A 13650-nucleotide genomic window follows, 5' to 3' on the forward strand; every position below is an offset into this window, starting at 1 on the left:
AACATGCAACTATCCAACTCCGAAGAACAATTAATGGAACACCTCTGGAAGCTTGAAAAAGCCTTTATGAAAGACTTACTCGAAGCATATCCAAAGCCAAAACCAGCCACAACAACAGTTGCCACTTTGCTAAAGAGAATGATTGATAAAAAATTCGTTGCTTACAACGAATTTGGAAACTCACGCCAATATTATCCATTGGTAAAAAAAACGGATTATTTCTCGAAACACGTAAACGGTTTGATTAGCAATTTCTTCAACAATTCAGCTTCGCAATTTGCTTCTTTCTTTACTACCGAAACCAATTTATCCGCATCAGAACTGGAAGAACTCAAAAAAATAATAGAAAGTGAAATCCAAAAAAAGAAAAAATGATTGACTTTTTATTCAAATCTTCCATCAGCCTATTGGCTCTTTTAATCTTTTACCATTTGGTATTAGAAAAAGAAAAAATGAACCAATTCAATAGGTTTTACTTGTTGTTCAGTCTTATTTTTTCATTTGCAATTCCATTCATTACAATTGAAATAGCAACTGAAATAATAAAGGCTGTGGAAAATCCAACAATCATTTTGTTTTCACAAGGAAGCTCTCAAATAATAAAAGAAACAAATCATTCCGCTCATTTGTTTTGGATAATTTACGGAATAATTGCAGCGTTTTGGTGTATTCGATTCATTAGAAATCTTCTAAAAATCACTTCCAAAATAAAAGCGAATACAAAGCTAGATTATCATAATGCCAAACTCGTTTTAATACCAGAAAAAACACTTCCATATACTTTTCTTAATTATATTTTCATCAATGAAACTGATTATTATAACAGAAACATCGAAGCCGAATTATATGCCCATGAACTTACACATGTAAGACAAATTCACACTTTGGATATTCTATTGATCGAATTTTTGAAAACAATATTTTGGTTTAACCCGATTTTCATTTTTTATAAAAAAGCCATTCAACTCAACCATGAATTCCTAGCTGATGAATTCGTAATACGTTCTTATGAAAACATTCCGTTCTATCAATCTTTACTTATATCCAAAGCAAATGTAAGCCTGCCTCTGTATTTAGTAAGCAACTTGAACTTTTTAGTGACCAAAAAAAGACTTCTTATGATGACAAAAAACACAACACAAACCAAAGCTATTCTAAAACAAATCACTTTAATTCCAGTTTTTGTTGTTCTTTTTTATTGCATCTCAATTAAAACTGTGGCTATGGAAGAATCATCATCACATTTAATTCAAAAGAAAAGTAGTCTTTCTAAAAATCAAATTAAAAAAGAGACCCTTCCAAATAAAAAAGAATCTCTTCAAAAAGTAAATACGTCAAACACTTCTATTGTAGCAAATAATATTGTATCGAAAAAGCCAACTACAGATTCCATTACTTCTGAAGAACATCCCATAACAGAGATAACTCAGCCAGAATTTCCAGGAGGTATTCTTGCATTTTACAAATTTATCGGAAACAATTTTAAAGTTCCCAGCGAATTAAAAGGCAGCGGAAAAGTCGTTTTAACTTTCATGGTCGAAAAAGATGGTGGTCTCTCTGAATTTGTAATCCTAAAAGATCTTGGTTTTGGAACTGCCGATGAAGTCATTCGGGTATTAAAACTATCCCCAAAATGGATTCCCGGAAAAGAAAAGAACGAAGCCGTAAGAGTAAAATATAGCTTACCTGTCCAAATAGAACCTTCAAAATAGTTCTTAAGGTATTAAAAAATCCGCTTCTTACGAAGCGGATTGGTCTAAAAAAAAAATCTAAAAAAATAAAAAAATCTAAAAAAAAATTAACTAAAAACTTTATCCGGATTGTAACCTATATAAGGCATCTCCTGTTCATTAAAAACAACTCCGTATTCTTCCAGCTCTTTCAAAATAGGCAAATACACTTCTTTACGGATTGGAAGCTGTACTCCTGGAGTTGTAATTTTACCATTCAAGATTAACAAAGTCGCCATTGCAACTGGTAATCCAACTGTTTTGGCCATTGCGGTATAGGTTTGATCTTCACCAATACAAACCATTTTGGAGTCTATTTGTTTTTCTTCACCATTGAGGACATATCCAAATTTGTGATACATCACAATCATATCTTTATCATGGGGCTCTAAAGTCCAACTATCAGTTAGTATTTTTTCAAGAATTTGTGCTGGTGTAGCATTTTTTAAACCTACTTTTTTATTGCGATTGAACAAATCCAATTCCAACAATTTATCCCACATGATATCATCTTGGTCAATTTTTAGAATCAAACGCATTTTAATTTCTACTGAATCGGTTGGGTGATAAGGAAGAAACGAATTCACAAATTGACGATAACTCATGTTCTCAGAATTTTCCATAATATAACTGTCGTCCGTCATACCCAATTGCACAAACATATTCCAAGCTTTAGAAAAACCTACTCTTCGAATCGTACCTCTATATAAGGTAAGCACATCATCAAGACCATAAACACTTCTGTATTTTAAGGAGTCCCTGTTCGAATAGGCTTCAAATTTACCGTAACCCTCTACTTCTAAAAATTCGGTTCTGCGAAACAAATTTACATAAGGGATATATTTATAAGCACCTTCCTGAATAAACTTGGCAGCTCCTCCTTGTCCAGCAAGAACAACATTCCTTGGTGCCCAAGTAAATTTATAATTCCATAAATTATTGTCTGATTCTGGAGCTACAAGACCTCCACAAAAGGATTCAAACAAAAGCATTTTCCCTCCTTGTTCCCTAATCTCATCAATCACTTTCATGGCACTCATGTGGTCTATTCCGGGATCAAGTCCAATTTCATTCATGAAAATTAGATTGCTTGCTTTGGCAGCCTCATCCAATTCTTGCATCGCATCGCTTATATAGGAAGCCGTCACAAGATGTTTTTTATAAACGACACAATCCCTTGCCACTTCTATATGAAGGTGAGCCGGCAACATAGATATTACAATGTCTGCTTTCTGAATTGCATTTTTTCTTTGATTTTCATCAAATATATCTAAAGCAATAGGAGTCGCATTCGGATGATTATTTGTCTTTTTCTTAGCTAAATCCAAAGACAAATCACCTATAATAAGATGCAATTCTTCGGATACCGATTTATTCAAAAGGTATTGTATCAACGAAGAAGCAGATCTTCCTGCCCCAATAATAAGAATTGTTCTCATGAGTTATTTATTTAAAAAACGTAACATTATACATTTCAATATCTTCTTCTTGTTAAACAGGATATATTTATCCTTATTTAAAACCGATTAGATTCTGATTGATTCTAAAAATATAACACAAACATACAATATTGTTGTATTCATAACAAATGATTTTAAAAAAACATTTATAATTTAAATCCATTTTTCATTTTAAAAATGCTGAAAAAAATTCAATTATCTATGTTTTGAATTACTAAAAAACTACTTTTATCATCGCTTATAAAATACTTTCAGTTTAAAAATATTAGAAATACTTTTGCCTTTTATAAAACAAAAAATAATGGATAAAAAAATAATTACAACTTCAGCCATTTTTGGAATGATTGCCATAATTTTAGGTGCTTTTGGTGCACATGCCCTAAAAAAAGTACTCACTATTGAACAACTTACTACTTTTGAAACGGGTGTACGGTATCAAATGTACCATGCTTTGTTTTTATTGTTTATTGGAACAACAACAATAATTCGTCAAAAATCAAAAAAAACAATCTATAATTTGACCGTTTTTGGAGTTGTACTTTTTTCTGGCTCCATTTACCTTTTGGCTACCAATTCTTTGATGCCTATTGATTTCAAAATATTTGGCTTCGTTACTCCAATTGGGGGGATATTTCTTATTTCTGCATGGTTCCTTCTGTTTTTTGACTTAATAAAACCAATAAAAAAAGAAAAATAAAATATAATGTGGTTCTAAAAAAAATTATACTTTTGCGGTGAAATAAACAACACTCAAAAAAATTTATTTTTTATGGACAACTACGCTTTGTTTACGAAATCGATTTCGTTAAAAGAACTGGGAATTGAAAATGCCAAAATTCAGTATCAACTAACCCCTAACGAGTTACACGATATTACCATACAATCTGGACAGGGAGTTGAAAATTCTACTGGAGCATTAGCAATAAATACCGGAGAGTTTACAGGACGTTCTCCACAGGATCGTTTCATTGTAAAAGATAGTATTACTGAGGACAAAGTATGGTGGGGAAAAGTAAACATCCCATTTGAACCAATTGCTTTTGATGCTCTGTACAAAAAAGTAACAGCTTATTTATCGAACAAAGAAATTTTTGTTAGGGACTCTTACGTTTGTGCCGATACCAATTATAGATTAAATGTTCGTGTTGTAACCGAAACCGCTTGGTCCAATTTATTTTGCCACAACATGTTTCTAAGACTTACTAATCAAGAACTAGAAAATTTCACTCCGGAATGGACAGTTATTTGCGCTCCTGGATTCATCGCAGATCCAGCCATCGATGGAACACGCCAAGGGAATTTTGCAATCTTAGATTTTACAAAAAAGATTGCGTTGATTGGTGGTACTGGATATACCGGAGAGATGAAAAAAGGAATATTCTCTGCATTGAACTTTATTCTACCTGTTTTCAAAAACACATTGCCTATGCACTGTAGCGCTAATGTTGGAGAAGACGGAGACACGGCCATATTCTTTGGTTTGTCTGGAACAGGAAAAACAACTTTATCTGCAGATCCTGACAGAAAACTAATCGGTGATGATGAACACGGATGGACAAACGAAAATACCGTTTTCAATTTTGAGGGTGGATGTTATGCCAAAGTAATCAATCTTACTGAGGAGAATGAACCAGACATCTTTAGAGCAATAAAAAAAGGAGCTATTCTTGAAAATGTGGTTTTCAAATCAGGAACTAATGAAGTTGATTTTGAAGATGTTTCTATCACTCAAAATACAAGAGTAAGCTACCCAATTGACCATATCGATAACATTCAACCTGGTTCTATTGGTAAAAACCCAAAAAACATATTTTTCTTAACTGCCGATGCTTATGGGATTTTGCCTCCTATATCCAAACTAACGGCTGGGCAGGCCGCATATCACTTTATTTCTGGCTATACTGCAAAAGTGGCCGGGACAGAAGCAGGTGTTACAGAACCACAACCTAACTTTTCAGCTTGTTTTGGAGCGCCTTTCATGCCATTGCACCCAACAAAATACGCAGAAATGTTGAGCAAAAAAATGAAAGATGCCAATGTAAAAGTTTGGCTAATCAACACCGGATGGACAGGAGGGCCTTATGGAACTGGAAGCCGAATGAAATTAAAATACACTCGTGCCATGATTACGGCCGCCTTAAAAGGACAATTAGATACTGTTGAGTTTATCAATCATGATGTATTTGGAATTGCAATACCACAATCTTGTCCAGATGTTCCTAACGAAATTCTAAACCCAAGAAACACTTGGGAAGACAAACAATTATACGATACAAAAGCCTCTGAATTGGCTCATAAATTTGAAGAAAATTTTGCTAAATTCAAAGAATTCGCTAATGCCGAAATTTTGGCAGGAGCACCAATTGCATAAGTTAATTTTTAATTTACTAAAAGGGCTGTTCTTTACCGAGCAGCCCTTTTTTTATATATGAACTATGCGAAAAAAGCCTAACAAAAAACAAATCAACAATTTAAGATATAATTAATTTATTTGGTATTAAATTTGTACCGTCATTCAAATAATTATCGAGACAAAAAATCAATCAATCAAAAATCAAATCAATCATGTTAAAACAATTCTTTATCCTTTGCTCAGGAGCTGACAAAAAGCTGCTTGATGGCTGCTCTGACGGCGAACAAACCAAATTTGTCGGTATTGGCGCCACCGTTTTTTTTACGGCTGTTATGGCTTTCATCGCCAGTGCTTATGCTCTTTTTACGGTTTTTGACAATGTCATTCCCGCTTTACTTTTTGGCTTCGTATGGAGTTTACTTATTTTTAATCTGGACCGTTTTATTGTTTCCACTATTCGAAAAAGAGATAGCTTTGCCAATGAATTTCTACAGGCCACACCCAGAATTATTTTGGCTTTCATCATTGCAATTGTGATTTCAAAACCATTGGAAATTAAAATTTTCGAAAAAGAAATTAATACCGTTTTATTGAAAGAAAAAAATGCAATGGCTTTGAATAATAAAAAGGAAGTCGCCAACTATTTCAAATCGGATTTGGACAAAAACAAAAACGATATCAAGAATCTTAAAGCTGAAATCACCAATAAAGAAAAAGAGGTAAACACGCTTTATGACACCTATATCAAAGAGGCCGAAGGAACGGCTGGAACAAAAAGAATAGGCAAAGGTCCCGTTTTTAAAGAAAAAATCGCCAAGCACGATTTGTCCAAAAAAGAATTGGACACCATTCGTAAAAATAATTTAGCCAAAATTGCTGTTTTGGAAAAAGGAACCAAAACATTACAAACCGATTTGGACAAGAAAGTGACCGAAACTCAACCCATCATTGATGGATTTGATGGTTTGATGGCGCGAATCAATGCTTTGAATAAATTGCCTTGGATTCCCTCCTTTTTCATAATGCTATTATTTTTAGCGATTGAAACTTCTCCTATTATAGCAAAATTATTGTCGCCTAGAGGAGAATATGATTTCAAATTGGAAGACTTGGAAACAGCACTCAAAGCCACTATCGAGCAAGACAAATACCAACGCGAATTATTGATAAAAACCAGCGCATCAATGCACGACAAGGTTTATGCCGATATTGCCGAGGACAAAAAGTTATATGATTTGCAAAGAAAAAACGCAACCGAGTTACTGGAACAGCAATCCAATAATTTTTTAGAAAAGCAAATGAAAACTTTATAAAAAACAAAACCCGACATCAATTAAGTTGTCGGGTTTTGTTTTTGATACTTACGACTTACTACATATAACTCAAAATCTCTTTTTTGAAAGCGTCATATTCACCTTGTAAAATCAAACCATTATCAAGAAGCTTTTTATAATTTTGAAGCTTTGCAAAAAGCTCGTCTTGTGTCAATTCGCTTGTCTTTTTCTCAGTTGAAGCACTTGTATTATCTACAACAGGTTCTGCATAATTAGAAACTACAGGCATTATTTCAGCAAAATCAGTCACTTCTTCAGTTTCCATTTCCTCAATTAATTCTGATTCTTGAATTAATGTTGGAGCGACGTCTTCAGTTATTACTGATTGTGCCCCACCATTTTTTAAGATATCCAATTGTTCTTTGGCATATGTAAATATTTTACGTGCTTGAATCTTCGGGATATAATCAATCGAAACCTGCATATCTGTTTTGGTAGAAAAAGAAAATTCAGACCCTAGAATGTTCTCTTTTACAAAAGTTCCCTCAATATCATCCCAAGTGTAATCAATAAAATTCATAGACAAACCTAAATTTTTAGGCTGGCAAATGATGATTCTTTTATTGGTCATAACAATACTGTCCGGAAGAACTGTCAATGCTGGTTTTTTTTGCACAGCAATATATCCTACCTCCTCATTTTTCATTAAAATATCCTGCAATTTTGAAGTGACTTTCTCAATCGCTTTAGGATCTTGTTCTTCGTTTAAAAACTTTTTAATTTGTTCTTTCATTTTTATAAAGTTGCTGAGTTACTAAGTAACTGAGTTGCTACGTTTTTTTAATTGTTGTACAAAAGTAATGTCTATTTTTCTAATTGCTTCGCCTGTTCGGTAAATATTTTACCTCGGGTCGATAATTTCCGTTTGAATTTTCTTGGCTAAACTTTTAAAAACCAAGTCATACGAATGATCTATCAATTCTTTCAGCAAAGCATCGGGAACATCTTGATTTACGGCAATAGTATTCCAATGTATTTTGCTCATGTGAAATCCAGGCTGAATCGCATCGTATTCGGCTCTTAACTCCTGTGCACGTTCTGGATCACACTTTAGATTCACTGAGGGAGCGGCTTTTTCCCATTGCAATAAAGAAGACAAAGCAAACATTTTTCCTCCGACTTTAAAAACCAAAGTATCTTCGTCGAATGGAAAATGTTCGGTTACTCCTTTTTTGGAAAGGCAATATTCGTAATAAGTTTCTAGATTCATATTCTTTTATTTTCCGATTTCGCCCAAATGGGTAAATTTAAATCCTGTTTCATATTTTAGCCCATACCCAAACATTCTGTCCATAGACGAATGGGTAAATAAAATAACTCCCGAAAGTTGAACTATTTCGTTCGAACAATAAATTCCAACTAAATAAACAGCAATAGCTATACCTCTGTGATGTATTAAATTATAACAAAAAGCACCTATTTTATCTCCAAATACATAGCCAATCATAGAGAAATCGGGCACTAAAATTAGAACCAAAAACAACCACCAAGCATATTCCAATTGATTAAAAAAATAAATACCGAGAATAAACAAGCCTAATTCTTCGAGTTTAATAACTGTTTTCATCATACTATTTTTTCCATCATTCGTTCGGGAAATGCCAACTCTTTGAAGCCAAATTTCTCATACAAAAAATGAGCATCCCTAGTCGCCAATCTCCATATTTTCACTTCTTTCAACGAAGGTTCCTCCATCATCGCCGAAATCAAAATGGAAGAATATCCTTTTCCTCTATGTTCTTCGGATATAAAAACATCCATCATATAAGCAAAAACCACATAATCGGTAATGACTCTGCCAAAACCAACTTGGGCATCATCCAAATAAATTCCAAAACAAACCGAGCTGTCAATTGTTTTTTGTACTTCATCAATGGTTCTTCCTGCCGCCCAGTAAATATCTTTTAGAAAATTTTGGATAAAAGGAATATTCAACTTTTGTTTATCTGTAGAAACGGAGATCATGGTTTTATATTTTATTTCGATTTATTCTCCAACGCTTATTGGCTTATATAAAATAGGCTTACTTGGACTCGCGTCATTTTCAAACGAAGCAATCTGCAGGTTCAACAGATAACTCCCGTCTTCAACAGCATCATCCACAAAAATCATTTCGGTAATGGTGGAGTCTAATCGTGCATCGGCATTTAGATTATGGACATCTTTTACATTCCAAAACGCTTTGTGAGCCAATAATTTCCCCTCATCCTGTTCTTTGTCCACACTTGGTAAATCAATCAATAAATGCTTAATACCGTTTTCGCGAATGAAAAGTGCTGCATCTTCAGCCAAATAAGACGGATTGGTATTCGAATATTTTAGTGATTTTTTTATTTTAAAATTAGGCAATGTCCGGATAATTATGGCTTCGGGAGTTTTATTGTCCAACGCTTTTTTAATCTGATTTCTGGTTATTACCAAATCATCCCCTTGTATTTCCGGCACAACAGAAACTAATTCGGCCAAAAAGAAAAATTGCTTCAGCGATTGATTAATGCTGTAAAAATCTCTTGTAATATGTCCCAGACATTCTGTATGTGTCCCGTGTCCGTGAGGATTGAAGAAAATATTATTAAAGTTGGTCGATGACTTCCCCTCCGAAACTTTGCCTATCCAATCGCCAAAAACAACAGGTTCTATCACCGGTTTTTCGATATACCAAGCAATCGGATTCTCATCTGTATTGGTTAATGGAATCGAAATATCAATGGGTTTTGATAAGTCAACTTCAATAGTCTGATTGTTATGTTGGATTATTGTTTTCATAGTTTAAACACTAAGTTCACTAAGAAGGCACCTAGCACACAAAGCTTAGTGAACTTAGTGACTTCTTTGTACCTTTGTGGTTAGACTTTCAAATTTAAATAAAACAAATCACTTGCAATTCCATCGGTCAAAAATTTTCCTTTTGGCGTAGGTTTTAAAATACCATCATCAATAAAAAGCAAATCATCGCTTATAAATTTCTGAGCTTGTTTATGTAAATAATCTAGATATTCAGTTCCGAATTCAGTTTCAATTCGATTTAAAGAAACGCCCCAAATAGTTCGCAAACCTGTCATTATATATTCGTTATAACGGTCGTTAACAGACAATATTTCAATTTCATTGGGAAGTTTGTCTTCCTGAATGGATTTTAAATAAAGAGAATTATTCGAAACATTCCAGCTTCGGGAAATGCCGTCATAACTATGGGCAGAAGGACCAATTCCTATATATTTTTTCCCTAACCAATAAGCTGAATTGTTCTTTGAAAAATAATTAGTCTTTCCAAAATTGGACAATTCATAATGGATAAAATTGTTTGCTTCTAGTGTTTCCACCAAAATTGCAAAATGTTCCTGCGCTGATTCGTCATTGGGTTTGGCTATTTTTCCGGTTTGAATGAGTTTGTTTAAAGCTGTCTTTGGTTCAACAGTCAATGCATAACTCGAAATATGTCTTATTCCAAAAGACAAAGCCGTTTCAATATTTTGCTTCCATTTCTCGTTGCTCATCCCAGGAATTCCATAAATCAAATCGAGGGAAATATTATCAAAGTATTGTGTTGCTTCTTCGAGACATTTTTTGGCTTCCGCCGAATTATGAGCACGATTCATCATCACCAAATCATCTTCAAAGAAAGATTGAATTCCAATGCTTAGTCGATTGATACCAATTTTTGAAAGTTCGATTAAATACTCTACCGATAAATCATCAGGATTGGCTTCAAGAGTAATTTCAGGATTTTTAGCAACTTGATAATTTTTATAAATCAAATCAATCTGCAATCTCAAATCTGCAATCTGCAATCTGCTCGGCGTTCCTCCACCAAAATAAATGGTTTCAACAAGTTCATTATGAAACTCGCTTTTGCGCATTTGCAATTCTTTGGCGATAGCCAAAACCATCTCTTCTTTCTTCTTCATTGAAGTCGAAAAATGAAAATCGCAGTAATGACAAGCCTGCTTGCAAAATGGTATGTGTATGTAGATTCCTGACATAATTTTTCGGTTTTCAGTCATTAAGACTGACCACTACTTTTTAACTCGCTCCTCATTTTGCTTCACAAAAGCATCCCAGCCTGAATAGCTCTTACCTGTGACAATTTTTCCAGAATTAAAAAAATGACAAACCGCAGCTGCCAATCCATCGGTGCTATCCAAGTTTTTGGGCAACTCTTTTAATCCTAATAATTGTTGAAGCATTTTGGCCACTTGTTCTTTGCTTGCATTTCCGTTTCCGGTAATAGCCATTTTTATTTTTTTTGGCTCGTATTCGGTAATGGGAATGTCTCTGGAAAGTCCAGCTGCCATTGCCACACCCTGTGCACGACCAAGCTTCAGCATCGATTGTACATTCTTTCCGAAGAAAGGAGCTTCAATAGCAATTTCATCGGGATGATGCGTTTCGATTAACTCAATGGTTCGTTCAAAAATGATTTTTAATTTCTGGTAATGGTTGTCGTATTTGGATAATTGCAGTTCGTTGAGCTGCAAGAATTCCATTTTCTTATTGACAATTTTTATCAATCCAAAACCCATAATTGTGGTTCCAGGGTCGATTCCTAATATGATGCGTTCTTTTGTCAAGTTTTGTATTTAAGTTGTGGTAACGATGCGTTTTTTATTTGGCCGAATTGATTTTCATCTCTTCTAGCAACTCAATTATCTTATCCAATTTTTCAGTTTCAATTTTATCCAACTTAATCGTCAAAGCTTCAATTTCCAGCTTTGCATCAACATTGGTCTGATAATCAGATTGCGCCTGAATCCTGTCTCTTTCGCTTTGTCTGTTCTGAGACATCATAATGATAGGTGCGGCATAAGCGGCTTGTGTTGAAAAAACAAGATTCAATAATATAAAAGGATAAACATCCCAATGATACATATAACCAACAAGGTTCAATCCCATCCATACTATTACAAAAACACTTTGAATAATAATGAATTTCCAAGAACCCATTCCCTTAGCCACTGAATCGGCCAAACGACTACCAAAGGTTAATGTTTCTATGTGTTTATCATGCCACGTTTTATTATTCTTCATATCTTTAAAAATTAATTTATTTATAGCCATTAATTTCGAAATGAAATTTATCATTTATTTCTTTATCAGAAACATTGGCTCTTACTACTTTATTTTTATTGTTTACAACAAAATATTTTCCTTCTTTGCGAACATAAAATTCATCTGCCTTTTTTTTAGAATATGAATTTTCAACATAAATCATGTCATAAATAAAAGGGATAACAGACTTGTTTCGGATAGTTACAACACCATATTTATCAATTTTTGATAGAATAATCGTTTCGTCATTATTATAAAATAAGCTATCATAAATAGGAGGAATAATTATTTTGCCTTCTTTTGTAATCAACCCTTTTTTATTGTTTTTTGTTACAAAATGATAATCAGAACCAGGGCCGTATTCAACCCAATTTGACATTTCACTGTATTCAAAAGGGATTATTATTTTTCCCATTCTATCGATAACACCATAAGTATTATTTTTCTTTGCAATGAATCGATTTTTTGGTTCATAAGAGCATGGTGACAAATCCTGATATTCGAAATTTAATAGCTTTTTTAAGTTTTTATCAATAATCCATGTCTTATCTCCCTTCTTTATTATGTAATAATCTATATCCTTCCATGTTTCTATTCCCTCGTTATCAATTGGATAAACAATTTTATTCTCAGAATCAATTAGTCCATATTTTCCATTACGTTTTACGACAGTTTTGCTCTCTCCTCTAAAAGACCCTATTTCTTCATAGATGGTCGGGATTACTACTTTACCATTATCATCAATTACTCCCACAAGTCCATTCAAATTTTGAATTTGATAAATGCTCATATTTTTATTTTGAACAGTATATCTATCAAAGAAGTATTCCTTTACTTTATCTGCAACTTTTTTTCCATTTTCATTAAATAAAACAAAATAGTTCTTCTTTCGAGCCACAAAAGTATTAGATTCATGATAATCTCTTTCAGGATGCTCGACAGTATCATATTCTGTTTTTACTATTTCCTTGTCAAATTCGTTTATGATTCCAAAACGCTTATTTTTGGAAACAATTGCTAATCTATTCTGATTGAATCTTTCTCCAAAACTATACTTTCCGAAAGATATTACGGTTTTTAAATTTTTATCCAAATATCCAATTTGCCCATTTTTGCGAACCAGTATTAATCCATTTTTGGAAAGAGTTGATTCATCATGATTATTAACAACTCTCTTTGTTATAGCAATTTCATCATAAACAAAATCCGTCATAGGGTGACCTTGATTTGAAAAAAAAGCCCATTTACCATTTTTTGATAAAATAACCAAACTGTCTAATGTGGTTTCTTGTGCATTTTGATAAATTATCGGAACTATTTCATTACCCGATTTGTCAATAAAACCAAATTTATTATTCTTTTGCACAAGAGCGAATCCAGAATCTTGAAAATAACTTTCCTCTTCAAACTGAAATGGAATTACAACAACTCCTTTTCTATTTATAAATCCAAATTTCCCATTCTTTTTTGCACAAGCCAATTCATTACTGAATACAGTTAATTCATCATATTCAAAAGGAACAATTATTTTTTGATTTATGTCAATATAACCATATTTATTTCCTCGTTGGGCGAATATCATTCCTTCTTCATCAATTGGATTCAAGAATGTATATTTTCCTGACGGTATAATTGTATTTCCTTTATTATCTATATATCCCATGAACTTTCTTCATAAACTCTAGTATAGGTAATCGAATGATTTTTATTCTCATTTTTACTGC

Annotated in this window: 15 protein-coding genes; 5 read left to right on the top strand and 10 right to left on the bottom strand. The window is 33.3% G+C overall.

Annotated elements, in window-relative coordinates; translation table 11 throughout:
* Window positions 1–3: 3 nt before the first annotated feature.
* Entirely contained in the window at window positions 4–375 is a 372-nt protein-coding gene (locus HQN62_RS00390) for a BlaI/MecI/CopY family transcriptional regulator (protein WP_173502904.1), read from the top strand.
* Window positions 372–1712 carry a M56 family metallopeptidase gene (locus HQN62_RS00395; RefSeq protein WP_173502905.1) on the top strand — a complete coding sequence of 447 codons (1341 nt, stop codon included), beginning with the start codon at window positions 372–374 and terminating at the stop codon, window positions 1710–1712. Before HQN62_RS00390 ends, HQN62_RS00395 begins: the two co-directional genes overlap by 4 nt.
* 86 nt (window positions 1713–1798) lie before the next feature.
* Here the strand turns inward: HQN62_RS00395 and HQN62_RS00400 are convergent, their stop codons facing one another.
* Entirely contained in the window at window positions 1799–3169 is a 1371-nt protein-coding gene (locus HQN62_RS00400) for a saccharopine dehydrogenase family protein (RefSeq protein ID WP_116796934.1), read from the bottom strand.
* Between the two features lie 322 nt (window positions 3170–3491).
* Between HQN62_RS00400 and HQN62_RS00405 the strand changes: the two genes are divergently transcribed.
* From HQN62_RS00405 to HQN62_RS00415, 3 genes are all read left to right on the top strand, one after another.
* Window positions 3492–3887: a DUF423 domain-containing protein gene (locus HQN62_RS00405; protein WP_173502906.1), complete on the top strand. Its 396-nt coding sequence runs from the start codon at window positions 3492–3494 to the stop codon at window positions 3885–3887.
* Between the two features lie 72 nt (window positions 3888–3959).
* Entirely contained in the window at window positions 3960–5561 is a 1602-nt protein-coding gene (gene pckA / locus HQN62_RS00410; protein WP_173502907.1) for a phosphoenolpyruvate carboxykinase (ATP), read from the top strand.
* A 194-nt stretch (window positions 5562–5755) separates the two neighbouring features.
* Window positions 5756–6856: a DUF4407 domain-containing protein gene (locus HQN62_RS00415; protein WP_116796931.1), complete on the top strand. Its 1101-nt coding sequence runs from the start codon at window positions 5756–5758 to the stop codon at window positions 6854–6856.
* Window positions 6857–6914: 58 nt separating this feature from the next.
* Here HQN62_RS00415 and HQN62_RS00420 read toward each other — a convergent pair whose 3' ends face one another.
* The 9 genes from HQN62_RS00420 to HQN62_RS00460 form a co-directional block, all read right to left on the bottom strand.
* Entirely contained in the window at window positions 6915–7610 is a 696-nt protein-coding gene (locus HQN62_RS00420; protein ID WP_173502908.1) for a PH domain-containing protein, read from the bottom strand.
* 108 nt (window positions 7611–7718) lie between these two features.
* Window positions 7719–8087 (bottom strand): MmcQ/YjbR family DNA-binding protein, encoded by a 369-nt coding sequence (locus HQN62_RS00425; RefSeq protein ID WP_173502909.1) that lies wholly within the window; start codon window positions 8085–8087, stop codon window positions 7719–7721.
* Window positions 8088–8093: 6 nt separating this feature from the next.
* Window positions 8094–8444 carry a DUF4260 domain-containing protein gene (locus tag HQN62_RS00430; RefSeq protein WP_173505487.1) on the bottom strand — a complete coding sequence of 117 codons (351 nt, stop codon included), beginning with the start codon at window positions 8442–8444 and terminating at the stop codon, window positions 8094–8096.
* Window positions 8444–8842, bottom strand: coding sequence for a GNAT family N-acetyltransferase (locus HQN62_RS00435; protein WP_173502910.1), 399 nt, complete (start codon window positions 8840–8842; stop codon window positions 8444–8446). The genes HQN62_RS00430 and HQN62_RS00435 overlap by 1 nt, the downstream gene beginning before the upstream one ends.
* Window positions 8843–8863: 21 nt before the next feature.
* Entirely contained in the window at window positions 8864–9643 is a 780-nt protein-coding gene (locus tag HQN62_RS00440) for a cyclase family protein (RefSeq protein WP_173502911.1), read from the bottom strand.
* 80 nt (window positions 9644–9723) lie between these two features.
* Complete coding sequence (hemW, locus tag HQN62_RS00445; RefSeq protein ID WP_173502912.1) at window positions 9724–10860, bottom strand: radical SAM family heme chaperone HemW; 1137 nt, start codon at window positions 10858–10860, stop codon at window positions 9724–9726.
* A gap of 33 nt (window positions 10861–10893) precedes the next feature.
* On the bottom strand, window positions 10894–11448 hold the full coding sequence (gene ruvC / locus HQN62_RS00450; RefSeq protein WP_173502913.1) for a crossover junction endodeoxyribonuclease RuvC: 555 nt from the start codon (window positions 11446–11448) through the stop codon (window positions 10894–10896).
* A 34-nt stretch (window positions 11449–11482) separates the two neighbouring features.
* A complete protein-coding gene (locus tag HQN62_RS00455) occupies window positions 11483–11905 on the bottom strand; it encodes a DUF1003 domain-containing protein (protein ID WP_116796923.1) in 423 nt (140 codons plus the stop codon).
* Window positions 11906–11921: 16 nt separating this feature from the next.
* On the bottom strand, window positions 11922–13589 hold the full coding sequence (locus tag HQN62_RS00460; protein WP_173502914.1) for a WG repeat-containing protein: 1668 nt from the start codon (window positions 13587–13589) through the stop codon (window positions 11922–11924).
* Window positions 13590–13650: the final 61 nt, after the last annotated feature.

This window comes from Flavobacterium sp. M31R6 (assembly GCF_013284035.1).
Classification (GTDB): domain Bacteria; phylum Bacteroidota; class Bacteroidia; order Flavobacteriales; family Flavobacteriaceae; genus Flavobacterium.

What these genes read in the sequence shown, in the direction of transcription:
- HQN62_RS00440 (WP_173502911.1), bottom strand. Translation starts at nt 9,643, where the DNA reads ATGAAAACAATAATCCAACATAACAATCAGACTATTGAAGTTGACTTA.
- HQN62_RS00405 (WP_173502906.1), top strand. Translation starts at nt 3,492, where the DNA reads ATGGATAAAAAAATAATTACAACTTCAGCCATTTTTGGAATGATTGCC.
- HQN62_RS00435 (WP_173502910.1), bottom strand. Translation starts at nt 8,842, where the DNA reads ATGATCTCCGTTTCTACAGATAAACAAAAGTTGAATATTCCTTTTATC.
- HQN62_RS00400 (WP_116796934.1), bottom strand. Translation starts at nt 3,169, where the DNA reads ATGAGAACAATTCTTATTATTGGGGCAGGAAGATCTGCTTCTTCGTTG.
- HQN62_RS00420 (WP_173502908.1), bottom strand. Translation starts at nt 7,610, where the DNA reads ATGAAAGAACAAATTAAAAAGTTTTTAAACGAAGAACAAGATCCTAAA.
- HQN62_RS00415 (WP_116796931.1), top strand. Translation starts at nt 5,756, where the DNA reads ATGTTAAAACAATTCTTTATCCTTTGCTCAGGAGCTGACAAAAAGCTG.
- HQN62_RS00390 (WP_173502904.1), top strand. Translation starts at nt 4, where the DNA reads ATGCAACTATCCAACTCCGAAGAACAATTAATGGAACACCTCTGGAAG.
- HQN62_RS00395 (WP_173502905.1), top strand. Translation starts at nt 372, where the DNA reads ATGATTGACTTTTTATTCAAATCTTCCATCAGCCTATTGGCTCTTTTA.
- pckA (WP_173502907.1), top strand. Translation starts at nt 3,960, where the DNA reads ATGGACAACTACGCTTTGTTTACGAAATCGATTTCGTTAAAAGAACTG.
- HQN62_RS00460 (WP_173502914.1), bottom strand. Translation starts at nt 13,589, where the DNA reads ATGGGATATATAGATAATAAAGGAAATACAATTATACCGTCAGGAAAA.
- HQN62_RS00430 (WP_173505487.1), bottom strand. Translation starts at nt 8,444, where the DNA reads ATGAAAACAGTTATTAAACTCGAAGAATTAGGCTTGTTTATTCTCGGT.
- hemW (WP_173502912.1), bottom strand. Translation starts at nt 10,860, where the DNA reads ATGTCAGGAATCTACATACACATACCATTTTGCAAGCAGGCTTGTCAT.
- HQN62_RS00455 (WP_116796923.1), bottom strand. Translation starts at nt 11,905, where the DNA reads ATGAAGAATAATAAAACGTGGCATGATAAACACATAGAAACATTAACC.
- HQN62_RS00425 (WP_173502909.1), bottom strand. Translation starts at nt 8,087, where the DNA reads ATGAATCTAGAAACTTATTACGAATATTGCCTTTCCAAAAAAGGAGTA.